Here is a 23,004-nt window from a genome sequence, read left to right on the forward strand (position 1 = left end):
CTTGACTGCGAGACATACAGGTCGAGCAGGGACGAAAGTCGGGCTTAGTGATCCGGCGGCACCGTATGGAAGGGCCGTCGCTCAACGGATAAAAGCTACCCTGGGGATAACAGGCTAATCTCCCCCAAGAGTCCACATCGACGGGGAGGTTTGGCACCTCGATGTCGGCTCGTCGCATCCTGGGGCTGAAGTAGGTCCCAAGGGTTGGGCTGTTCGCCCATTAAAGCGGCACGCGAGCTGGGTTCAGAACGTCGTGAGACAGTTCGGTCCCTATCCGTCGCAGGCGTAGGAAATTTGAGAGGAGCTGTCCTTAGTACGAGAGGACCGGGATGGACACACCGCTGGTGTACCAGTTGTTCCGCCAGGAGCATCGCTGGGTAGCTACGTGTGGAAGGGATAAGTGCTGAAAGCATCTAAGCATGAAGCCCCCCTCAAGATGAGATTTCCCATCACGTAAGTGAGTAAGATCCCTCAGAGATGATGAGGTTGATAGGTCTCGTGTGGAAGCATGGCGACATGTGTAGCTGAGAGATACTAATCGATCGAGGGCTTAACCAAAACTATTTTTAAAACTTCTGTAAGTCTTATCAATCCAATATGTTATCTAGTTTTGAGAGGACAATTTATTTTGTTTTATCTCAATCCAGTCCAGTGACGATAGCGGAGAGGTCACACCCGTTCCCATGCCGAACACGGTAGTTAAGCTCTCCAGCGCCGATGATAGTTGGGGTTTACCCCTGTGAAAGTAGGACGTTGCTGGGCAGATAAAGACATTCTCAATAGAGGGTGTTTTTTTTTGTGTTTTATACACCGAAAGGTGTATATATATGAAATGGAAATTTGTAAACGAGGGAATTGAGGAGCAAGAAGGTCGAGGAAACAAGGGAGAGAGACTCGGAATGGGCTAAGCCCATGAGAATCGATCGAGTGCAGTTGACGAAGAGATTCGTAGGTCATCGATTCCCGCAGTCCGAACACGGTATTTAAGCTCCAGCGCCGATGATAGTTGGGGTTCACCCCTGTGAAAGTAGGACGTTGCTGGGCAGATAAAGACATTCTCAATAGAGAGTGTCTTTTTTTGTTCGCCCAGCATGGGCGAACTCTAATGGGTGAAAGTCCCAAGTACGACCTTGTAGCGGTAAGTACACAGCTAAAAGCAAGGGTGTCCACGGTGACGTGGAATCTGAAGGAAGCTCGAGGCAAACCTCCGGTCTGACGAACAGAAATCATATAGGAGGCAACGTATGAGGACAAGACTGCAAAAGAAGTTAAAATCCAATAGCTACAATTATCATACGGTGTATATATGGCAGATAGGTGGAGGGAAAGAGTTCGCACCTTAGCTGGGGAGATCTCACTTGTCTACACCAAAACCTTGTAGTGATACAAGGCTGGATAGTGAGAAGTCAGCAGAAGCCGTAGTAGTGAAGATAGCTAACGAAAGTTAGAAGGAGCGAAGGGCTGAACAATTTTATCGTTATAGAACTCTCGATTGGAAGAGGAAATAGACCACTGGCATAAAAGCGGAAAAGTGGATACCGACTTTACGAGACAGAAAGGAAATAACAAAGCATGTATGAAAGAAAGCTACTCGACAGAATTTTGGACAGAGACAATCTCAATAGGGCATTCAAACAGGTGAAAAAGAACAAAGGTGCAGCTGGTGTAGATGGAATGACTGTTGAAGAATTAGGGGGTTATATGGCGTTAAATAAAGAGGAACTCATTTCTCAAATTCGCCAAAGAAAATATCAACCTTCCCCCGTATTAAGAGTGGAAATCCCTAAACCGAATGGAGGGGTTAGACTCTTAGGTATACCGACGGTCAAGGATAGGGTAATCCAACAAGCGCTAGCACAAATTCTCACACCTATATTTGATAAGAAGTTTAGTGAATATAGCTACGGATTTAGGCCTAAGCGATATGCCGAGATGGCTATTTTACAAACTTTAGAATATTTAAATGATGGTCATGACTGGATTGTGGATATAGACTTAGAACGTTTCTTTGACACGGTGAATCATGATAGGCTGATAAATCTTGTATCAAGAACAGTCGATGATGGTGATGTCATTTCACTCATTCGCAAATTCTTAGTAAGTGGTGTGCAAATCGAGGAAGATTACAAAGAAACAGTTATAGGAACTCCGCAAGGAGGAAACTTATCTCCACTACTTAGTAACATCATGCTTAACGAATTGGATATGGAACTTGAAAATCGCGGACTCCGCTTTGTTAGATATGCCGATGATTGCATTATCATGGTGAAAAGCGAGATGGCAGCGAAACGAGTAATGAGGTCAGTAACGAAGTTCATTAATGAAAAGTTAGGCTTGATCGTCAATACTACAAAGACCAAAGTCACAAGACCAAATGATCCTTCAATGAAGTTCTTAGGATTTGGCTTCTTCAAAGATTATCAAATGGGCATATACAAAGCGAAACCACACCAAAAGTCGGTAGAAAACTTCAAGTATAAACTAAAACAATTAACAAGAAAGAATTGGAGTATCGATACGAAGTATCAGGTTGAACGCATCAACCAAGTGATAAGAGGGTGGATTAATTACTTCAAGATTGGATATATGAAAAAGTTGTTAGGTGGAATAGACTCTCATACAAGAGTCAGACTGCGAATGTGCATCTGGAAGAAGTGGAAAACAGCTAAAAATCGCAGGAAAAACTTAATTAAATTGGGAATGAACAAATATAATGCCTACAAATATAGCCATACAAGTAAAGGGGTAACCCGTACAGCCTACTCTTGGATACTTACTACAACGATAACGAATAAGAGATTAGCCAAATTCGGACTAATCTCTTGTGTAGAACATTACAACAAAATACATGCTTAGTATAAAATTGAACCGCCGTATACGGATCCGTACGTACGGTGGTGTGAGAGGTCGGATAATCAACTAATGATTATCCTCCTACTCGATGTGTTTTATATGATGTGATGATTTTTTGTGTAAATTACTCGCTTTCACTTAAGGTATTAGTGCGACATCCACTCATTCATCGTAGTGTCTTCTTTGTCGCGGGCGGCTGGTAAGCCTTTGATCCTGCAGGAACGAGTGCTACTTCGTCGACTATGCAGCGGGTTGCACTACAAGGTTTTACTCGTAGAGGAAGAGACAGGTTTACCTTACGCAAAAATTACTGTTATAAGTAAAATTACAAATAGACTTTAATAGAGCTAAATAAATGAAGACTGAAACCTATGATAAATCTAATTTGAGTCCTCATTTTACAAGAATGGGGACTGAAACTCATGAGAACTCAAATTTGAGTCCGCATTTTACAAGAATGAGGACTGAAACTCATGAGAACTCAAATTTGAGTCCGCATTTTACAAGAATGAGGACTGAAACTTATAAGAATTCAAATTTGAGTCCGCATTTTCCAAGAATGGGGACTGAAACCCATGAGAACACAGATTTGAGTCTTCATTTTCCAAAAATGGAGACTGAACTCCATAAGAAACCAAATTTGAGTCTTCATTTTCCAAGAATGAAGACTGAAACCCATGAGAAATCAGATTTGAGTCTTAATTTTACAAGAATGAGGACTGAAACTCATGAGAACTCAGATTTGAGTCCGCATTTTCCAAGAATGAAGACTGAAACCTATGATAAATCTAATTTGAGTACTCATTTTACAAGAATGGGGACTGAAACTCATGAGTGGTTAGTAGCGTGTTTACTTCAGGGTGCAAACAAGCCATTTGCAAGCAATATCACATACGATTTCACAAATTAGGATATATACAGATTTATTTACTCTTGAAAACTAAAAAGTAGTAAAGTTGTCCGATCTTTATCATATTGTACTAGTAAAGGGTAACGAAATTTTCTCTACTTTTGAAAGGAGGGAATTCCCGTATAGGGAGTAGTACATGTTTAGGCAGAAAAAAAAGTGGAATGTAATCTATTTTTCAAGTCCGAAACAATCAGTTAGACAATTCCCCTTGACAAGACGGTTTATTATCCTTTCTTTTATCTGTTTATTTGCTACTGTGGCCTCAATAGCCGGGTATATTAATTCTAGTTTTGAAGAAAGAGAGCTAAAACAACTCCAATTATATAAAGAGATTGAATTGAAGGAAAAAGAGGTTGAAAAAGCCAATATCGAAATCCAACAAGCTTCTCAGGAAAATCAAACATTACAGGAAGAAATATTAAATGTTCAGCAAACAATTGAAGAATTTAAAGAGTTTGAAAAACATTTAAATGATCTCGAATTAGAACTAGAAGTTCCATCTGACTTAAATAATAGTGAGGGAAGTGGTGGACTAGCATTTCCACACGCTTATGATGAAGTACAAGATATATCTACACAACTTTTGCAAATGCAAGAGGAATTGCCAGAATTAATTAGTGCATTTGAAAATAGCATAAATCGCTTACAAGAGTATGAAAGGGAATTACGAAAAATACCAACTATTATGCCTACTAAAGAAGGACGAATATCCTCTAACTTTGGGAATCGAATAGACCCTTTTACACGTTCTAGCTCGTTTCATTCAGGTATTGATATTGCAGCTCCATTAAATACACCTATATTTGCAACAGCTGATGGTAAGGTAACTCAAGCAGGCTGGGACAATAATTATGGCCAACGTATAGTCATAAGACATAGTGACACATATGAAACTTTATATGCACACTTAAACAGGATAGACGTTAAGGTTGGTGATTGGATTGAAAAGGGAGATCAAATAGGTGGAATGGGAACGACTGGAAGAAGTACTGGTGTTCATCTGCATTATGAGATTATAAGAAATGGAGACCATGTTAATCCGTATCCTTACATGACATTCCATGAGAATGCAGCTACGGAATAAGATATATATAAGGAGGTGTAATTCCAGCAAGTTCGCTGGAATAACTATGTTTACAAAACAAAAAAACGAACGGAAGTTGAATCAAATTTCTACTGTAATTGGAGAAGAAACGATAGTAGAGGGTAGGATTCATATTGAATCCAGTATAAGAGTTGATGGTAAGGTCTATGGTGAGATTAGAAGTGCAGGGGACATAACAATTGGAAAAGAAGGACATGTTGAGAAAGCAGTGTCAGCTCGTAATTTATTTCTTGCCGGATCTTTAAAGGGCAATGCAAAAATTGATAACAAAATTCACATATATGATACTGGTCATCTAGATGGAATTGCTGAAATGGAAACAATTATTATTGATGAAAAGGGCCATTTCCAAGGCAAAAGTATCATGAAAAATACTCAAAAAGTTAAAGCAAATGTGATAGAGATAGAAAAAGATGCAGGTAGAGAGAAAAAGGAAAATCAATTTTTGAAAGAAAAACATAAAGATAACCATCATGAAAACGATAAAGAAAAATTAAAAGATATTGTCAAAGACTATTCATATGAAAAAGGAAGTAAAAAGGAAGTCGAGGTTATTAAGAATTATCAAGATCATTCTATGTAAATTAGCTAAACCAAGTAAGTATACAGATTTAAGTTTGGTAATTCAGATTATCCAATCTTAAATCTGTTTTTAATGTGATGTATTAAATAAGATAACTTTCCTATCCAATGTATTGTTTCCAATGACATATAACATCATATTAATGTTCGTTTACAATACTTTAGGAAAAGGTGATCTAAATTGGATAAAACATTAGGATATTTAAGGGAATCGCTCTCTAATCATATCGAATACGATGAGGTCTCAAGACAGATTTATGAAAAACTGGAGTCAAACGATTATAAAGGAGAAGGGGAATTTGTGAAAGATCTAAACACAGAAGAAACTGAAGTTTTAAACAAAATAATTAAAGATGAAATTGAATACGCGAAAGAGGAATTAGATGATAAACGTGCATTAGAATTAAATGAAGTGTATGAGCTTTTATTTTAAGGACTTCTATCTCCACATAAGAAAGGTATGGCTGGAAACATTATAGTGTAGGAGGTGAGATTAGTGGGTAAACAAAGGAGTACGAGAAGTCAAAATAGTAAAGTACCAGGTGCAAGAAGTGTGAACCCAATGGGGCAGTCACCAGGGGAGGAGCATGCTGGGGAAGTATATAGTCAAGGGCAAGAATCTGCTAAAAAAAGTAACACAAAAAGGTAAAACTAATAAGAAGGCTACTACACTCCTATCAATTTTGTAGTAGCCTAAGTTAAGCACGCACAATTTTATTGTTTATGATCCATGATCGCATTCCATTAATAAATATTATTCCTCCAACAGTAATTGATAACCAATTGTTCGTATCAATAGAAGATACTGCATTGTTTAATGATTCTACATATTGAATAATGAAAACATCAGTCAATATACTTTTTACTCCTGTAAAAGCAATGAATGATGCCGCTATTATATAAATCCATGGAAAGAAACTAATTAATTTAAATATTAAAGTTGAAAATATGAAGAGAACTAATAAACTACAAGCTATCCCAATTAAGATAATTAGATAAGTTTCTGATATGTCTGCAATTAATACAATACCATCAAATGATAAAAACAGGTCTAATAAAATGACTGCTCCAAATACTTTAAAAATGGACGGTAACTGTCTATCAAAATCAATTTGTTTCGTCGACATATTTATCGCAATGATCAATATGATTGTACCAATTAATATATCAATACCAGGCAGGTTATTAAGGCTATGTACAAAAGAGATATAGACTGTTCTGTTTATTGCCAAAATTGAACATAAGAACATTGCAATATATAAAGTAGGTTTACGTTTTAATATATATAAATAGATGATTATATTATCTAAATCGGTCAGTAGGCTAATAAAAAAAACTTTTAGTAATTCAAATATCATACACATCATCCTATTATTATTGTCTTATATATGGATATGCTTAAATACAGATAACTTGTCTAAATTATTTATTGATTAATACCTGTGTACTAAACCTCATTTCATACTTTTATGTTACAATATGTACTCAGGTGTAATTATTTCCACTAACACCTAATCATTCCTTAATCCCATTATGGAACTCAAAATTATGATATTAAGGCTAGATGCTAAAATTAATAAAATTGCCTTAAAATAGTGACAATTTTAATTCTTTTTGAGTTATGATGAAAAATAACAAGTAATCAATAGGAGCATTCCTGTAATAAAGAAATTTGAGGTTTGAAACAAAAAGAGCCCCTTGGTATGATACGAGGTGTCCGAAGCTGCAGCGCAAGGACCCTGAATTAGATACCCAAGGAGGACTCAAAATGAATTATACACAAAATCAGAAAATCTCTCAAATTACACCTAAAACTCTTATCATCGGCATTGATGTGGCAAAGGACAAACACGTTGCACGTGCTCAAGATGATCGAGGATTTGAATTTGGTAAACGCCTTATCTTTGATAATAGTTTTCACGGTTTCGTGACTCTACTAAGTTGGGCAGAGAGACATATGAAAAGCCATGATAAAAGTGACGTGATTTATGGTGTTGAGCCAACTGGCCACTTCTGGCTAAATCTAGCCTATTTCTTAAAGGCGCAAAGCATTGATATTGTCCTAGTCAATCCAATGCATGTCAAGAAGAGTAAAGAGCTTGATGATAATTCTCCGACCAAAAATGATACAAAGGACGCGCGCGTGATCGCGCAGTTAATTAAGGATGGCCGATACTCGGTACCGAATCTCCTAGAAGGCATTTATGCTGAACTAAGAGAAGGCGTCAAATTAAGAGATCAGCTCATCAAACAACTCATCACGATTGAAGGTCGGATCCAAAATCATATTCAGCGGTACTTCCCTGAATTCTTTAACGTATTTGGTGATTGGGAAGGAAAAGCGGCTCAATGTACGTTGAAGCTGTTTCCATTTCCGGAAGACATCTCTCAGATGACACCAGAAGAAGTCTTACAAAGTTGGAAGCCCTTTGTCCAAAGAGGGGTTGGCATTAAACGAGCAACTAAACTCGTGGAAACCGCACAAAAGAGCATTGGCATCACGGTCGGTTTAACCTTTGCCAAGCGTGAAATTCAAAGTCTTCTTGACCAACACGAACTCTTTAAAACCCAACTCAACGAGTTGGATGAGGAGTTAGAATTGTTGGTTATGACGATTCCTGGTGCCGAAGAAATGATCGCTATACCAGGGTTAGGACCCGTGACAGTCGCAACGTTCTTCGCTGAAGTCGGGGATATTAAAAATTACAACCACCCCCAACAACTCGTGAACTTAGCGGGCTTGTCTTTGAAGGAGCACAGTTCAGGTAAGTATAAAGGGCAGTCGAGGATTTGCAAGAGAGGCCGAAAACGACTACGCAAAGCATTATATTTAGCGATTCGACCGCTCGTTGCCCACAATCCAACATTCAAAACCCTGCATCATCATTATACTCATCGCCCTGAACGCCCACTGAAGAAACAGCAGTCATTGATTGCATTGTGTTGTAAATTACTACGCGTCTTATTTGTGATTGGACAGAAACAATGTCCTTTTGATCCAACGAAATTAACACAAGGATTGTCTAAATCTGAAAGACTTGAGGTAGCATAATCTAATTTAAAAGCAAAGCAAGAACTATAGTTAATGACAAATACCAATAGTGCAGAGTCGGAGCATATTTATTCCATACGGGCATAGACCCAGCATAGGAGCTTATCCGACCTCCACCTCGTGGATACGCAGGACGAAGGAATGTATGGAGAACCATCCGGAGAGACATGGGAGGGTGAGCGGCCGCGAGTGTCGTGGAGATTAGGAGCACGGTCATACTATTTTTTCCAAACTCATCCAGTTTGGACGTTAGGATGGCCTATTATCTGTAAATATTATTAAGCTCTACCACTCTCATCCAACGATTCTTTTGTCTTTACTATTGGTTGGTTTTAAAATCCTGAGATATCAGGAGCATTTAAGAGATATTTTTACTTTATAGAGGGAGGTTTAGTGTAAATGACAGATTTGAACGGATTAAATGCTAACCAATTAAAAGAGCTTCTAGATGATCTTCAGCAAAAATACTCTACTTATCAAAGCCAAAATTTAAATTTAAATATGGCTCGAGGTAAGCCAAGTCCAGAACAGTTGGACCTATCCAATAAGATGTTTGATATATTAACTTCTGAAGATGATCTAAAAGCAGAAGATGGTACTGATATCCGAAATTACGGTGGGCTAGATGGACTTCCAGAGGCAAAGCAATTCTTTGCTGATATTCTTGAAGTTAGTCCAAATGAAGTATTAATTGGTGGAAATTCAAGTTTAAATATGATGCATGACACTGTGATGAGAGCGATGTTTCACGGAGTAAATGCTGAATCGGAGCCATGGTCTAAGCTTCCTAAAGTTAAGTTCCTTTGCCCAAGCCCAGGGTATGATCGCCATTTTTCAGTCTGTGAAGTCTTCAACATTGAAATGATTGTTGTTGATATGAAAAATAATGGACCTGATATGGATATGGTGGAAAAACTTGTGAGTGAAGACGAGAGCATTAAAGGAATATGGTGTGTCCCAAAATATAGTAATCCAGATGGAATAACATATTCTGATGAGGTAGTAGATCGGCTGGCTAAAATGAATACTAAAGCAGATGACTTTAGAATATTCTGGGATGATGCCTACACGGTTCATCATTTAACGGAAAATCCAGACGTGTTAAAAAATATTATGGTCGAATGTAAAAAGGCAGGGAATGAAAACAGAGTTTACATGTTCAGTTCTACTTCTAAAATTACTTTTGCAGGAAGTGGAATAGGTGTGATGGCTACATCAGAGAACAATTTAAAACATATTAAGAAGTTACTTTCATTCCAAACAATTGGACCTGATAAAATAAATCAGATTCGTCATTTAAAGTTTTTTAAAAACCATGAAAACCTTAAGAAACATATGAAAAAGCATGCGGATATAATAAGACCTAAATTTGACTTAGTTTTATCTAAATTAGACTCTGAACTAGGTAGTAAAAATATAGCTGAATGGCATAATCCTAATGGTGGCTATTTTATCAGTTTAAATACACTTGATGGATGTGCAAAAAAAGTAGTAACAATGGCAAAGGAAGCTGGTGTAACACTCACTGGCGCGGGTGCGACTTTCCCTTATGGTAAAGACCCAAGAGATCGTAACATTCGCATTGCTCCAACATTCCCTTCTTTATCTGAGTTGGAAAAAGCTGTAGATATCCTTTGTCTTTGTGTGCAAATAGCTAGTGTTGAAAAACTTCTTGAAGCGAATACTGTTGAACAATAAAAAAGAGTGGTCCTTGCCAATTACTTGGTAAGGATCACTTTTTTTATTTTTATTAGGCTGCCATTACAATAGTCCTCATAATCATCATTATCAATAATTACCTCGTTTTTTTATTAAGTAAATTCATAAACTATATATGAATAAAAAAGGGGAGGAAATCAAATTGAGAAAGCGTCACGGACAGAAAAATGCAGCCTTAAACAACAATAAAACTCCAAAGGAAAGTCTTCCAGATGTGAGTGAAGAATATACAAGAAGTAACCATAATCGTCCAAAAACAGGTCCTGGATCTAAAGGTTAGGAGAGGGTTTTAAATGAGAAAAGAAGACAAAAAACGGATAATTGAGATTGAGAAAAGAGATATTAAGGAAGTAGAACATGAGTCAAAACACCCTGGTGAAAATGAATTCAGTTTACAGAATGAGTCTTACGCTTCCTGGGAAAATGAGTATGTCAACGAGTGTTAATTGCTAGTCGATTATTTTAGAAGAACTGTCGATTTAATTGACGGTTCTTTTTGTATAATATATAGACTTTTACAAATCATATAATGGACATACTATTTAATGAATACGAAAGGGGAGATATTAATAATGAAGTACGAGTCTTTACCATATTTTGAAAAGTTGGAAAGTCTATATGTATTATTGGAAACGAAACAAATGCTTCAAGATAAATTAACTAAGATTGATGTAACTGATCCAGGATATAAAGTTATTGAAGAGGACTTAAAGAAAATAGAACATGAGATGCTAGAGTATACAAACGGTCAATATATGGATAGCCAAAAGGTAAATCCTACACTTTTTAACCCTGCAGTATTTCAACAAATGGAGGGCGATTAAAGTATTGAACTTGTTGGTATTTAAAATATTGCCTAATTACTCTTATTAGACATTGTTATCTAATAATATGATATTTAAGCCATTGACCGTTCACTTTAACAATTAAAGAATTATCTTCATCAGTTGCTGTTGAAAAAACTTCGCTACCTTCTGGTAATAAATTTGCCATGCCATTCCTAATAGAATTTGGATTTCGGTATAATTCCTCAATCTCACCGATTTTTTCTGTTGCAAGTTCTTCTATGTTTTCTTCACTTTTGCGTTCACGTTCATACACGTAGTTATTAAAAATAATAATATCTGCAGCCCTATTTTCTTGTAAAATTGATTCAGCAAGGAGCATGTCCGATGTTACACCGTTGTCATCCATGAGACGACAACTGCTAAAAATTGATAAGAAGGCAATGAGAATTACAAGAAACTTTTTCAACAGAAATCTTCTCCTTCCTAAAAGGATCATCTATTTTATAAGACGATTAAGAAGGGCGTATAGTTTCATATATTTTAAATTTTCATAATATTTTCTAAGAAGTATTTTATTCATCTTTAAATTCTGTAAAGAAATATATAAAAATAATAAGAACTATACCTATAGCAAATGTTCCTTTTCTTGAAAATGTTATTGGAGGTATATCTGTTAAAGCCATAAGAAAATCACTCCTTATTTATACTCTCTAAATACCTTTGGGTCAATATTGAAAAATCTACATACAACTTCATGAAAATTGTCAAACTCTGAGACTATTTTAGGAATCTTAGGCTGCGTTCTTGCCGTTCCTAAAAGAGGTCCTCCACAATTTACTGTAAAGCCATTATGGGTTAATACAGTGCCTGTAATACGAAACTGATCTATAATTAATAATTTCGCAATGACAAGATTTATAGCATCAATAAATGTATTGACAATAGGATTATTAGTATTACTTTGAAGTCTACTGGAACCTGTGATTGGTCCTGCGAGTGTGACTCGAAATCCTCTAGGTGTAACAAAAACACCAATTATTGATAACTGTCCAAGAAAAATTAATATTGCTACTACAATTGCCAAACCTCTTTGTAGTTCAAAAATTTTTTTCTCCAATTTCTCTTTATCCTTTTTCTGCATCATCACCACACCCTCTGTTAATTAACATATTCGTAAACTGTTTTTATGTTTGTGCTTTTATATATATAACAATGGATATACCAATCTTGTCTTGCTGTTCACTGCAGCTCAATCCCTTTCAAACAGATTTTTATATGACAAAATAAGATATCCTTCGCTCTTGTATTCTCATGTCTTTATTGATATTCTTTTAAACGAACATTATGTTCTTAATAAAAAACAAACTATCGGACGTGATAATTATGGGGAGGATTAATGCTTTAATACTATTTTATATTATTGCAGTACTAAACATATTGGATATGATTTTCACAGGAATTGGTCTGCATTTTCGTTTTATTGAAGAAGGTAATATTTTGATGAGGATTGTGTGGGAAAATCATCCTTTATATTTTTACATATTGAAAACCACCTTATCTATAGCATTAATTCTTCTTGGTCATGTCATAAGAAACGTAAAGATTTCTAGGGTCACAAATGTTATTAGTGGAGGCGCATTACTCCTTTATATGAGTGTCATGTTCCTTCATTTATATGTCTATCTTCAATACTTGTATCGATGAGTATTACTGTTCTAAGAAAATAATTTTTTCCAACAAAAGAGGCAAGAAAAAAAGTGTTATATCATAAGAGTAATTGGAACACTCACTTCTGAAATTTACTCAAATATGACTGTGTTTTGTTTGAATTTTCATCTAAACACTTTATTTATTTCCTTGCCTCATTTGCTCTTAAAGGTTATTATTCATTATCATATTCGGTCCTTTTTATAGATGAATTCACGTCCATATCTTCTCCAAACTCTGTCTGATATCTCATGGTGTGTTGATTTTCAACTCTTTTCAGTTTTATTTTTCTTCCAATAACAAATTCATGGAACAGAGCCTCAATGAAGGTAATAAAAATTGTTGCAAATAGTGCAGCTTGTAGGCTAGTCACTGTCGGTATTGCAAAGAAGTAAAGTGCTATCCAGAGCCCTAGTGTATATAATCCAAAGTCTGCAGCCGAAGCGATCAAATTACCGAATTTTGGGAAAAGAAAAAAATCTCCTATTATATAAGCAGGAACAGTAACTAACAATGTAATCCATAAAATTGTTGCTGATGCCACATTAAAAATTGTTAATACTGATAAAGTGACTAGAGCGACGAGACTGTATTTAATGGCAAAAACTTTTATATGATTCATGACTAACCCCTTTCATATTTTCTTGTTTTTATTTTTTACTCTTCATTCGTTTTTATGAATGTCACATCAACCTATTTAATACATCATATAAATTTCATCAAACATCCCCAGTATATATTAAAATTCCAAGAATAATTTTGAACTTAAAAAAGGTTTTTCCTATTCCATATAGAATTTATAATATACGAAACTAAAGCGCTTTCGTAAAATGTTTGTATTTATTAAACTTTTATTTACTTTTTAAAATTTTACTTGGAGGAAAAAAATGAACACATATGAAAATTTTAAAGTAGCGATTTATTGTACAGCATCTTGTTTAGAAAGTAGCTTCGATCAAATCTCAGAAGAACTGGATTTCTTTAAAAAACATATAAATATAGGGAAGGTTTACGTTGAAAGCCATCGTGGAGATGTAACATTAAGCCTTGAAAGGTTACAAAAACTTAAGAAATTCTTCATAAAGCAAGATATTGTAGTAGCTGGAGGGATTACACCAACACTCGGGAAAGCATTCCGTCTTGGTTATAATAGGCATTTTGGAGGAATATGTTACACTGACGAAGCATCAAGACAGAAGTTCAAAGAAGTAGTGGAAACTACAGCGAAAGTTTTTGATGAGATAATTTTAGATGATTTTTTCTTTACTAATTGTGCCTGTGATGATTGTCTATCACAAAAAGGGCAGCGTTCATGGGAAGAATTCCGCATGGATCTCATGAAGGATGTCTCAGAAAACTTGGTTATAAAACCTGCAAAATCAATTAATCCAAATATTAAACTAGTCATTAAATACCCAAACTGGAATGAATCGTATTCCTCATCAGGCTACAATACATTGGAACAACCAAGTATATTTGACGGTTTGTACACTGGAACAGAGACACGAGACCCTGCTATTAGCCAACAACATATACCTAGATACGCATCTTACTCTTTATTAAGATGGATGGAAAACTTATTGCCAGGTAAAAATGGCGGTGGGTGGTTTGATAATCTAGACTGTACTTATATTGATTATTATCTTGAACAAGCAAATTTGACTGTTTTTGGGAAGGCAAAGGAGCTAACATTATTCTGTTATTCTTTATTAAAGGATAGTAATTATGTCCCTGCATTAGGATTTCAATTAAATAAACTAGATCAGACAGCAGGAGAATTAGGTAAACCTACCGGAATAAAAGTTTATCAACCACATTGTGGAAAAGGGGAAGACCATTTATATGATTATTTAGGAATGTTGGGAATTCCGTTTGACCTGACTCCTGAGTTTCCTACTAAAGCCAACAATCTATTGATTACAGAAAGTGCTTCGGAGGATCCAAAAATAATTGATAATATGAAAGCCTTCTTAACTAATGGTGGAAATATTATGATGACATCTGGTTTTGTTAATAAGATGGAAGGACGTGGTGTAGAAGATTTTACATCATTACGTTCCAGTGGAAAGAAGTTAGGTGTACAAGAGTTTGCTATTCAAACATCAAGTTGTACTTTTGATGAGTTTTCATATTCAAAAGAAAGGTTGACATTCCCAGTTTTCGACTATAGGACAAACAGCACATGGCAATCAATAGTTGCGTTTGACGGCCAAAATAATATACCAATCCTTATGTATGACAATTATAGTAAAGGGAGACTTTATACCCTTGTTGTTCCTGAAAATATGGCAGACCTCTGGAAACTACCAGAAAATGTAGTTACGAAGTTAAGACATATTTCTACAAGAGATATATTACCATATAAGATAGATGGCCCTGCAAACTTTGGTGTTTTTGCTTATGATAATCAAACATTTATCATGGAATCCTTTGATGTAAAAGCAGCAAAGTGGAAAATCCATCTCCCTGAAGGCAAAGTACTCCAAAAAATAGAAAAAAACGGATTTAAAAAGATAAATGCAAATGAGATATTAGATAATGGTACTAACATTTATGAAGTGAAATTAGCACCATTTACGTACCACACATATAAAGTTGAATAAATGAAATAAAGGTAGCAGCAGTGTAGATTACTATCACTGCTGCAGTTCCTTATGCTCGCTACACTATACTCGCTTTGCATGAAGGTCTCTGTTATTAAATCAACTTCAAAACCTAATCATTTTTTAATTCGTTTTGTAAAAAACCTGCAGGACCTATATTAGGCTCTACATCAACAATATAGATATTCTTTTTATTATTGACCCAAGATACATACGTCTCCCAAAAGGGGTGAGTGTTTGGAAAATATGCTCGAAGTTCTCCTACATTTTCACAAATACCAATGATAATACCTTTTGCAGCATAGCCAGTATCGCCTTGTTTATTAATAATGACTTTCTCTCCAATAGTATACATAAGATCACTCCAATAATTAAACTTCCAAGATATGTGTTACTTTTATTATGATACATTTAATACTATTTCGCCATAACAAAAAAATCAGGTGCTCTATTATACATATTGATGCCCGTTTAAATTATAAACACTGGGGAGGAGATAAAGATGGATAATTATGAGAAGGACGCTTACTTTGAAAGGAAGGATAAACTAATTAGACGGTTACCAGAACCTGAAAAGTCTGTTTATCGCTATTTCCGTGAGGCTGAAATAAATAACCTCCAAGAGCATGGTCGTCTAATCGTTAACGGTAAATCTCCAATAAAACAAACTGCTGACCACTTTATGATGGAAACACAAGATGTAAAAAAGATCTTATTAAGTGCTACTAATCAACTAAAGGAGCTCATGAATAAATATTAATTAAGCACATTTAATTTAGACAATTTCATTTACCATATGCTATAATTTGGAATATCAATTACATAAATATTTAAAAATGAGGTTATTATACATGGCAAAAGTTATTTTGTTTGACTTAGATGGTACATTACTTCCAATGGATACAGAGGCATTTGTAAAGAACTATTTAAAGGAACTTGCTCCAAAAGTCGCTCACTTAATGGACCCAAATGATTTTGTTAAAGCATTATTAGCTGGTACTGAAGCTATGTTTACAAACTTAGAGGCCGATAAGTCGAACGAAAAAGTGTTTGAAGAAAAGTTTTTATCACTAGTGAATGTGAAGAGAGATGAAATTTGGCCTATTCTTGATGAATTTTATAGTAAAACATTTCCTACTTTTTCGTATCTTTGTGAACCAACTGACATCGCTAGAAAAGTAGTGGAGGAGGCTATTGGTCAAGGCTTTCGAGTAGCTGTGGCAACTAATCCCGTCTTTCCTAAAGCGGCAATTTATCACCGTCTAAAGTGGGCAGGAATAGATGATTTACCATTTGAACTTGTAACTGTATATGAGGAAAGTATGTTTACTAAGCCTCATAAGGAGTATTATGAATATATAAGTAACCACCTAGGAGTAAAACCTGAAGAGTGCATCATGGTTGGGAATGATAAACAAGAAGATATGTCAGCTTCATTACTTGGAATGAAAACATTTCTAGTTGAAGGCTATGTCATTGATAGGGGAGAACCTCAATACAATATTGATGATAAAGGATCTCTCGAAGATTTGTACGAAAAGCTATCAAATGGCGAAAGTATTTTTAAACAAGAAATTTATAAACAGGACTCCTAATCAAGTTATAGAATATCGGCGTATGGTGAAACAGTTATATTATGTAGCTGTTTCTTTTTTTTTTTAATTCCTTTATTGTCAAAAACCAAGATAGGTACATATATTAATAGGGCATATGACGATATTTTACGAAAAAAATAGTATTGGGGTTTTGTAATATGAGGAATGTATTTTTCAAAGCAGTACCTGGCCTCTTTCGAAAGAAGAAGCATATAGAAACTGACAATCAAACAGTTTTTTACAACAATAAAGTAATGGATTCAATTAACAAGTTACAGCAGACTAATGGTCAAATTGTTGATAATATTTTAAGGTTAAATCGTTCGACTAACTACATTAGTAGTAAGACAACAGATCTTCATGAAATGATCAATGACGTAAAGTTTGAGCAGGAAGAGGAGTTAGCAAGGGTTTTTGAACATTTAGACGGCTTAACTGAAAAACAGTTAGATGAACTACAACAAGTTCATAAAGAATTAAATATGGTGCAGCAAAAACAGCAAGACAAATTTGTAAGAAATTTTAAAGAGATTGAAAATAGTCTAAAGCATTTTAAATCAAAACAGGAAACCAATAATATTGATATGAAAAATGAACATGAAATACTAATAGTATCTTTAGAGCGATTGTTTAATAGGATTGATGACCTACAAGAAAAGCATACAAGTGAAATGGAGCAAATAATTAATAAACTTGAAAAAACGCAACAGGGTATTGACGAACAAAGCGATATTCATCTTGAGCACAATAAGCTTAACGCAGATCTCTTATACAAGTTACGAGAACATCATTTTGAATTTGAATCTACTTCTACCAAAGAGCACGAGAATATTCAACATTTATTATCTGAATTAAGAAAGGAAGTTTCTTCACTTAAGAATGTTTTAACGAAGGATGAGTCCATCTTAAATAGATAAAGGACTAATGATATATGCAATAAAAGACTGTCAAGTAGTACAGTCTTTTTTATTGTTGTTCTTACATGTAGCTGAATAATTTTATATAATGATACGATAAACTGATCAATCATAGTATAATAGATATTTGTCGTATTCCAACACATTATCAGTGCATGTTACCACTCAATTTACATATTTAAGGAGTTTTATTTATGGTGACTTTAGCAAAAGAAAAAGACATATCAGCTAAAAAGATAGTCTTATTATTAGGTATTTTATTTGTTGCGTTTAATTTACGTCCAGCAATTACGTCTGTAGGTCCTCTAGTTGGGGAAATCAGATTTGACCTAGGTATTTCCAATAGTGAAGCGGGTCTAATAACAACATTACCATTATTATCCTTCGCTGTTTTCTCCCTAGTGGCTCCTAAGCTTGGTATAAGATTTGGTAATGAAATAATGATATTTGCTGGCCTAATTGCTTTATTAAGTGGAATTATGATACGTTCCACAGGGTTACTTTCAACATTATTTATAGGTACTGCATTAGTTGGAGTAGGTATAGCAATTTCAAATGTACTGCTTCCAAGTATAGTAAAGAATCATTATCCACATAAAATTGGTCTTATAACAGGAGTTTACACTACTTCCATGTCCACATTTGCTGCACTTGGGTCAGGTATTAGTTTTCCAATCTCTCAAGGGTTACAATTGGGCTGGAGGAATGCCCTTTTAGTGTGGAGTATTTTAGCTGTTATTGCTATCATTATTTGGATTCCTCAACTCAAATCAAATAAAAAAGTAGAAAATACCACAAAAGATATTAACTCTCGGTTAAATAATATTTGGCGTTCTCCTCTAGCTTGGCAGGTAACAATTTATATGGGGCTACAATCATTTCTTTTTTATTGTATGATCGCATGGTTACCTGAAATTCTAAGTGGCAGTATGTTGAGTATTTCTGCAGCAGGATGGATGATTTCAATTATGCAAATAGCTGGTCTCCCAATGACCTTTTTGACACCAGTTTTTGCAGACAGGTTTCGAGATCAACGTGGTATAGTCGTTTTTATAGGTGTACTATACATAATTGGGATCAGTAGTTTATTATTTTTGGAAAGTACTTTTACAATTATACTTGGTGTGATTTTTATTGGATTAGGGCAAGGAGCTTCTATCAGCTTGGCATTAACAATGATAGGGCTTAGGGCTGCATCTGGAAAAGAAGCTGCTGAACTATCTGGTATGGCACAATCAGTTGGATATGCTCTTGCAGCAATTGGGCCTGTTCTTATTGGTTATTTAATAGATTTAACAGGTAGTGGGATCGTTCCATTATACGTGTTCTGTGGAATTGCTGTTCTATTAGTAATTGCTGGGTTAGGCGCAGGAAGGAATAAAACAATATTTGTATAAGAACAGGGATGGGACAAAGCCGACATCTTCTTCATTTTTGTCCCATCTACTATTTATATCGCTTTATTTAGAATAACTTCATTTGGTAAAGGTGCTATAAACAATTCGTGTATGGTTATTTCAGGTCTGCTACCTACACGAATGTTAATACCTGTCTGACCAAGCCCCTCATTAATGTAAAACACTTTTCCTTCATGTTTTATAAGTCCTTTAATAAGGTTCAGTCGAACTAATTTTCCAAATTTCATTAAGTGATAAGGTTTTGGCCAACATATTTGACCACCATGAAAGTGGCCTGAAAGCATATAATCAAAATCATAGTCTTTCATTTGTAAGACAATGTTTGGATCATGAGTTAAAACTAGTCGATAAGCATTTGTTTGTGTGCCTTGATATGCCAACTGAACATTGTGCTTTTTTGAGTGATGATCATCAATACCAATTACTTGTAATTTATTCCCATTAATATTCAATATATGGTTTTCATTTTGCATCATAATGACATTATATTTGGTCAATGTTTTCCGAAGCAGTTGGAAGTTGCGCTGTCCCAGCTTATAATCGTGATTTCCGTAAACTGCATAAACACCATGTTTAGGTGCTAGCTTTTTAATAACATTTAAATATGATTCAAGCTTCGGTATACTTTTTGGTCGGTCAAGAAAATCGCCTGTAAGTGCAATCATATCAATATTTTCATATCGCAATTTGTTATAAAGTTGCTCTGGTGAAATGGAAATATGCTCTACATGCATATCAGATAATTGCAAGACACGGAGTGATTCTATGGATTTATCCTCTGAAGTATTGAGAATTGGAATAATAGTGTTGAGTTTTATTTCATGCGTGTTCTTATTTGCTTTATATAAAGAATAAAATGCGAGTACAAATAGAATGATAATGAATTTAAATAAGATTAACAATCTATCTCCCCCTTTTAGTAGGACTATATAAGTATAGGGAAATAATAGCTATATGTAAAATGCAAATAGTGGGAGGGGAGGATGGAGGCTAAATTAAAAATAGTGCACCAAATAATAGACCATTAGACCATAAAAAAGAATAATGAACTTTCTTTTTGGCAGAAGTGCTACTATCAGAAAATTTATGAACCATAGAATAAATAAAAATAAAATAAAGGAATAGAAAGAAACATAACGAGAAATATAATAAAATTCTCCATTCCTCAATCCACTCAAAACCTGGTCCCAATAATAAGAACAACATAAATTGAAAGATAGAAATAACCAATACAGCAAAGGAAATGGCAGGCATTTTATTCCAAACTTTTGATGAGAAAAAACGGTTATTTTTTTTAGTTTCAAGATAAGTAATTACATAGAAACACCCAATAATTACAGTCACAAAAAGAAATGGTAAAAGACCACTAGTAAATATAGTAACTTCAGATGAGCCTTGCGGTATAACAAAATATCTATGCCCTGAAAGTGATTCTACTAGTAACATCATGAGAACTAGTCCCATTACGCTGCATAATTGAAGAATGGAGTAGCGCGAAATAAACATATATTAATGATCCTTTCAATTTAAAATTTTCCTGATTTACTTTGATGTCAAACTCCTGTGAATATTAGTCTTTAAGCAATTGCAACGACTCAATACTCATATCTATTAATCTTGGAATATCGTCTATTTGATCTTCATTTATTTTCCTGTTAAAGTCTAGTGTTATTTTGTTCTTAACTTTATTTTGGTCATTCCAAATATACGAAAGCTCTTGGGATATAATTGCACTTCCATTCCATAGCTTATCTAACTTATTGTTAATAAGCCTACAAACATCTTCATCTTTAATCACGGTGTAATAAGAGATATAAATAGTGCAGCCTGAGCTATTAGGATCACCCAAAATCATTTCACTTGAAAAATCTTTCATAGTTGAGATGAGTTTTAATTCTGCCATAGGATATTCAGTGTTACCAAGTTCTTGAAACTGCATCACAAACTCCCTCGACATCACTGCTAAATCCACAATATCTTTACGACCAATCACTTTAATCCTCTTTGAAAAATCGCGGTCATATAGATTACCTTCAAGAACTACCTTTAAATTATCAAATATCGTTGGATCAAACATATGTACATTCCTTTCTAAAATGAAACAACAAGTTATTTTCTATATTTTGTTGGAACAAACGGAGGTTTATGAGGATAGTGTTTCTTCCTCTACAGCATATGCTTCGATGCTTATTCGCCGAGACAACTCTAAGCATTAGCTGAGAAGTAGCGCTTGTTCCTGTGGAGAAGGATGGCAGGGAAGGACCCTGCCGTGCGAAGCGATAAGCTTTAAAAAAGAAACGATACTCCCGTATATAATACAGTAGTGATTCCAGCTGCAATCAATGCTGGTTTTAGTTTAAACCTAGCATAGTCCATTACCTTTAAGTCTAAGATCTTAGCAATTGTATTCGTATCATCACTTAGTGGGGAAGCAAAGGCCCCAAATGAACCACTGGCAAAAACTGCTCCTATTATAATTGGAACGGATACATCAGTAACAGCTGTTAATGAAATACCTAAAGGCATCAGCATACCCCAGGTCCCCCAAGCAGAACCAATAAAATAAGAGATGGCTGAACCGAAGATAAATAACAATGGAACAATGAAAGATTCAGGAATCCAGTCCGTATGAGAAGTGACGAATTGCGAAAATCCAAGATCATCAGTTACGGAGGAGAGTCCCCATACAACAGATAGTAACACAATTACGGACATTAGGTCATTTCCGCCTTCAACAAAGCTAGCGATTAAATCCCCTAACTTAAACCGTTGAATTAAAAACAGTGCTATAGATATAAATACAGTGATGATTAATGCAACAACCATTGCTTGAAGTACATTTGCATTAATAAAAGCTTCAAAGAAAGTATATCCCTGTATGCTTCCGTCCCACCATGTCAAAAACAAAGTGAGACTAATTACTAAGATAATTGGAATGATTAAGTTCCAAGGCTTATTCGGTAAATCTTTTGATACGGCAGGATGACATTCATGCCAGTCTGCTTCATCTTCTGGGTCATCATCCATTTGCGTAGGGGCATCTGTATGGGATCGATGAAAAAAACTTAAATAGATACCAAGTAGTATGGTTACTATAGCAAAAAAATTAAAAGGGATACTTTGAATAAATAAAGAATATGGATCTGCATTACTTCCAACATTTTTAATGGAAATCTGAATTACAGATACCATATACCCGACAAAAGCAGTAGCAACAGGTATTAGTACAATTACTGGTGTCGCTGTCGTTTCTATTACAAAGCCCAATTCCTTCGTCGACATAGGCACTTTTTTCAAAAGTGCTTTCATAATAGGTGCGATCGTAACAAAACGGAAGGTAGGGGCGCTAAATGTACCAATGGTGGAGACGTATGTTAAGATAAGTGCCTGCTTTTTTGTCGTTATTCTTTCTGCTGCAGTTTCCACAAACCCCTTAATACCTCCACACATCTTAATCATACCAACAAGACCTGAAAAGGCATAAAGAAACACAACAATTTTAATGTTGTTTTCATCAATCAATGCTTGTACTACATAATAAAGCATTGTCTGTATTCCACCTATGATGGTTGGAGAAACAATATAGGATCCTACAACTAAACCTACGACTAATCCGGGCAAAACCTGTTTTGTATAAATTGCTATTGGTATGACAACTAAAAAAGGTAATACAGATAACCAACTTGCTTCCATAGGTGAATCCTCCTCAAACCAGACTATGTATAATACTGCTTTTTAGCTTGTGTGGGAGAAGT

At 35.1% G+C, this 23,004-nt stretch carries 26 protein-coding genes, 1 rRNA gene and 1 other annotated feature (1 of these 28 only partly in view); of the genes, 18 read left to right on the forward strand and 9 right to left on the reverse strand.

Annotated elements, in window-relative coordinates; all coding sequences use genetic code 11:
- Positions 1-558: a sequence feature (23S ribosomal RNA rRNA prediction is too short), on the forward strand; it begins 404 nt to the left of the window's first position.
- Positions 559-647: 89 nt separating this feature from the next.
- The 7 genes from rrf (at position 648) to BW724_RS23255 (ending at position 6,099) form a co-directional block, all read left to right on the forward strand.
- Positions 648-762: ribosomal RNA gene (rrf, locus tag BW724_RS11215) — 5S ribosomal RNA — on the forward strand.
- Positions 763-1,572: 810 nt separating this feature from the next.
- Positions 1,573-2,856, forward strand: coding sequence for a group II intron reverse transcriptase/maturase (ltrA, locus tag BW724_RS11225; protein ID WP_088075149.1), 1,284 nt, complete (start codon positions 1,573-1,575; stop codon positions 2,854-2,856).
- 352 nt (positions 2,857-3,208) lie between these two features.
- Complete coding sequence (locus BW724_RS11230) at positions 3,209-3,763, forward strand: hypothetical protein (protein WP_088075309.1); 555 nt, start codon at positions 3,209-3,211, stop codon at positions 3,761-3,763.
- Between the two features lie 136 nt (positions 3,764-3,899).
- Entirely contained in the window at positions 3,900-4,847 is a 948-nt protein-coding gene (locus tag BW724_RS11235) for a M23 family metallopeptidase (RefSeq protein ID WP_088075310.1), read from the forward strand.
- Positions 4,848-4,893: 46 nt separating this feature from the next.
- A complete protein-coding gene (locus tag BW724_RS11240; protein ID WP_088075311.1) occupies positions 4,894-5,451 on the forward strand; it encodes a bactofilin family protein in 558 nt (185 codons plus the stop codon).
- A 180-nt stretch (positions 5,452-5,631) separates the two neighbouring features.
- Positions 5,632-5,883 (forward strand): sigma-G-dependent sporulation-specific acid-soluble spore protein CsgA, encoded by a 252-nt coding sequence (locus BW724_RS11245; protein ID WP_088075312.1) that lies wholly within the window; start codon positions 5,632-5,634, stop codon positions 5,881-5,883.
- Positions 5,884-5,946: 63 nt separating this feature from the next.
- Entirely contained in the window at positions 5,947-6,099 is a 153-nt protein-coding gene (locus BW724_RS23255; protein ID WP_140354957.1) for a small, acid-soluble spore protein L, read from the forward strand.
- Positions 6,100-6,148: 49 nt separating this feature from the next.
- On the opposite strand, the gene BW724_RS11250 is transcribed toward BW724_RS23255, so the two are convergent.
- Positions 6,149-6,814, reverse strand: a complete 666-nt coding sequence (locus BW724_RS11250) for a TerC family protein (RefSeq protein WP_176371384.1) — start codon at positions 6,812-6,814, stop codon at positions 6,149-6,151.
- Between the two features lie 404 nt (positions 6,815-7,218).
- Between BW724_RS11250 and BW724_RS11255 the strand changes: the two genes are divergently transcribed.
- The 5 genes from BW724_RS11255 to BW724_RS11270 all read left to right on the forward strand — a co-directional run bounded on the left by BW724_RS11255 (position 7,219) and on the right by BW724_RS11270 (position 11,045).
- A complete protein-coding gene (locus BW724_RS11255) occupies positions 7,219-8,502 on the forward strand; it encodes an IS110 family RNA-guided transposase (protein ID WP_088074732.1) in 1,284 nt (427 codons plus the stop codon).
- A gap of 399 nt (positions 8,503-8,901) precedes the next feature.
- Positions 8,902-10,200, forward strand: coding sequence for an aspartate aminotransferase type Ic (locus BW724_RS11260; RefSeq protein WP_088075314.1), 1,299 nt, complete (start codon positions 8,902-8,904; stop codon positions 10,198-10,200).
- Positions 10,201-10,363: 163 nt separating this feature from the next.
- Complete coding sequence (locus BW724_RS23620) at positions 10,364-10,501, forward strand: hypothetical protein (RefSeq protein ID WP_088075315.1); 138 nt, start codon at positions 10,364-10,366, stop codon at positions 10,499-10,501.
- Positions 10,502-10,514: 13 nt separating this feature from the next.
- Positions 10,515-10,667 (forward strand): hypothetical protein, encoded by a 153-nt coding sequence (locus tag BW724_RS23625; protein WP_176371385.1) that lies wholly within the window; start codon positions 10,515-10,517, stop codon positions 10,665-10,667.
- A gap of 126 nt (positions 10,668-10,793) precedes the next feature.
- Positions 10,794-11,045: a hypothetical protein gene (locus BW724_RS11270; protein ID WP_088075316.1), complete on the forward strand. Its 252-nt coding sequence runs from the start codon at positions 10,794-10,796 to the stop codon at positions 11,043-11,045.
- Positions 11,046-11,100: 55 nt separating this feature from the next.
- On the opposite strand, the gene BW724_RS11275 is transcribed toward BW724_RS11270, so the two are convergent.
- Together BW724_RS11275 and BW724_RS11280 are read right to left on the reverse strand one after the other, a co-directional pair.
- A complete protein-coding gene (locus tag BW724_RS11275; protein ID WP_088075317.1) occupies positions 11,101-11,475 on the reverse strand; it encodes a hypothetical protein in 375 nt (124 codons plus the stop codon).
- A gap of 231 nt (positions 11,476-11,706) precedes the next feature.
- A complete protein-coding gene (locus BW724_RS11280) occupies positions 11,707-12,153 on the reverse strand; it encodes a hypothetical protein (protein WP_205160367.1) in 447 nt (148 codons plus the stop codon).
- A gap of 239 nt (positions 12,154-12,392) precedes the next feature.
- Here BW724_RS11280 and BW724_RS11285 point away from each other — a divergent pair, with 239 nt between their 5' ends.
- Positions 12,393-12,713, forward strand: coding sequence for a DUF5658 family protein (locus tag BW724_RS11285; RefSeq protein ID WP_088075319.1), 321 nt, complete (start codon positions 12,393-12,395; stop codon positions 12,711-12,713).
- 178 nt (positions 12,714-12,891) lie between these two features.
- Here BW724_RS11285 and BW724_RS11290 read toward each other — a convergent pair whose 3' ends face one another.
- Positions 12,892-13,338, reverse strand: coding sequence for a DUF2512 family protein (locus BW724_RS11290; protein WP_088075320.1), 447 nt, complete (start codon positions 13,336-13,338; stop codon positions 12,892-12,894).
- Between the two features lie 265 nt (positions 13,339-13,603).
- Between BW724_RS11290 and BW724_RS11295 the strand changes: the two genes are divergently transcribed.
- The gene (locus BW724_RS11295; RefSeq protein ID WP_088075321.1) at positions 13,604-15,319 is read left to right on the forward strand and encodes a permease; all 1,716 of its coding nucleotides are present in this window, start codon (positions 13,604-13,606) and stop codon (positions 15,317-15,319) included.
- Positions 15,320-15,431: 112 nt separating this feature from the next.
- Here the strand turns inward: BW724_RS11295 and BW724_RS11300 are convergent, their stop codons facing one another.
- Positions 15,432-15,674 (reverse strand): hypothetical protein, encoded by a 243-nt coding sequence (locus BW724_RS11300; RefSeq protein WP_088075322.1) that lies wholly within the window; start codon positions 15,672-15,674, stop codon positions 15,432-15,434.
- Positions 15,675-15,821: 147 nt separating this feature from the next.
- Here BW724_RS11300 and BW724_RS11305 point away from each other — a divergent pair, with 147 nt between their 5' ends.
- The 4 genes from BW724_RS11305 (at position 15,822) to BW724_RS11320 (ending at position 19,228) form a co-directional block, all read left to right on the forward strand.
- Positions 15,822-16,079, forward strand: a complete 258-nt coding sequence (locus tag BW724_RS11305) for a hypothetical protein (protein WP_088075323.1) — start codon at positions 15,822-15,824, stop codon at positions 16,077-16,079.
- 91 nt (positions 16,080-16,170) lie between these two features.
- Positions 16,171-16,914, forward strand: coding sequence for an HAD family hydrolase (locus tag BW724_RS11310; RefSeq protein WP_088075324.1), 744 nt, complete (start codon positions 16,171-16,173; stop codon positions 16,912-16,914).
- A gap of 158 nt (positions 16,915-17,072) precedes the next feature.
- The gene (locus tag BW724_RS11315; RefSeq protein ID WP_088075325.1) at positions 17,073-17,831 is read left to right on the forward strand and encodes a hypothetical protein; all 759 of its coding nucleotides are present in this window, start codon (positions 17,073-17,075) and stop codon (positions 17,829-17,831) included.
- Positions 17,832-18,025: 194 nt separating this feature from the next.
- Positions 18,026-19,228 (forward strand): CynX/NimT family MFS transporter, encoded by a 1,203-nt coding sequence (locus BW724_RS11320; RefSeq protein WP_088075326.1) that lies wholly within the window; start codon positions 18,026-18,028, stop codon positions 19,226-19,228.
- Positions 19,229-19,281: 53 nt separating this feature from the next.
- Here BW724_RS11320 and BW724_RS11325 read toward each other — a convergent pair whose 3' ends face one another.
- From BW724_RS11325 to BW724_RS11340, 4 genes are all read right to left on the reverse strand, one after another.
- A complete protein-coding gene (locus BW724_RS11325) occupies positions 19,282-20,151 on the reverse strand; it encodes a metallophosphoesterase (protein WP_246596086.1) in 870 nt (289 codons plus the stop codon).
- A gap of 88 nt (positions 20,152-20,239) precedes the next feature.
- The gene (locus tag BW724_RS11330) at positions 20,240-20,698 is read right to left on the reverse strand and encodes a hypothetical protein (protein WP_088075327.1); all 459 of its coding nucleotides are present in this window, start codon (positions 20,696-20,698) and stop codon (positions 20,240-20,242) included.
- Positions 20,699-20,819: 121 nt separating this feature from the next.
- Positions 20,820-21,326, reverse strand: coding sequence for a hypothetical protein (locus BW724_RS11335; protein ID WP_088075328.1), 507 nt, complete (start codon positions 21,324-21,326; stop codon positions 20,820-20,822).
- Between the two features lie 209 nt (positions 21,327-21,535).
- On the reverse strand, positions 21,536-22,942 hold the full coding sequence (locus BW724_RS11340; protein ID WP_088075329.1) for a Na+/H+ antiporter NhaC family protein: 1,407 nt from the start codon (positions 22,940-22,942) through the stop codon (positions 21,536-21,538).
- Positions 22,943-23,004: the final 62 nt, after the last annotated feature.

Source organism: Litchfieldia alkalitelluris (assembly GCF_002153425.1).
Lineage (GTDB): Bacteria > Bacillota > Bacilli > Bacillales > Salisediminibacteriaceae > Evansella > Evansella alkalicola.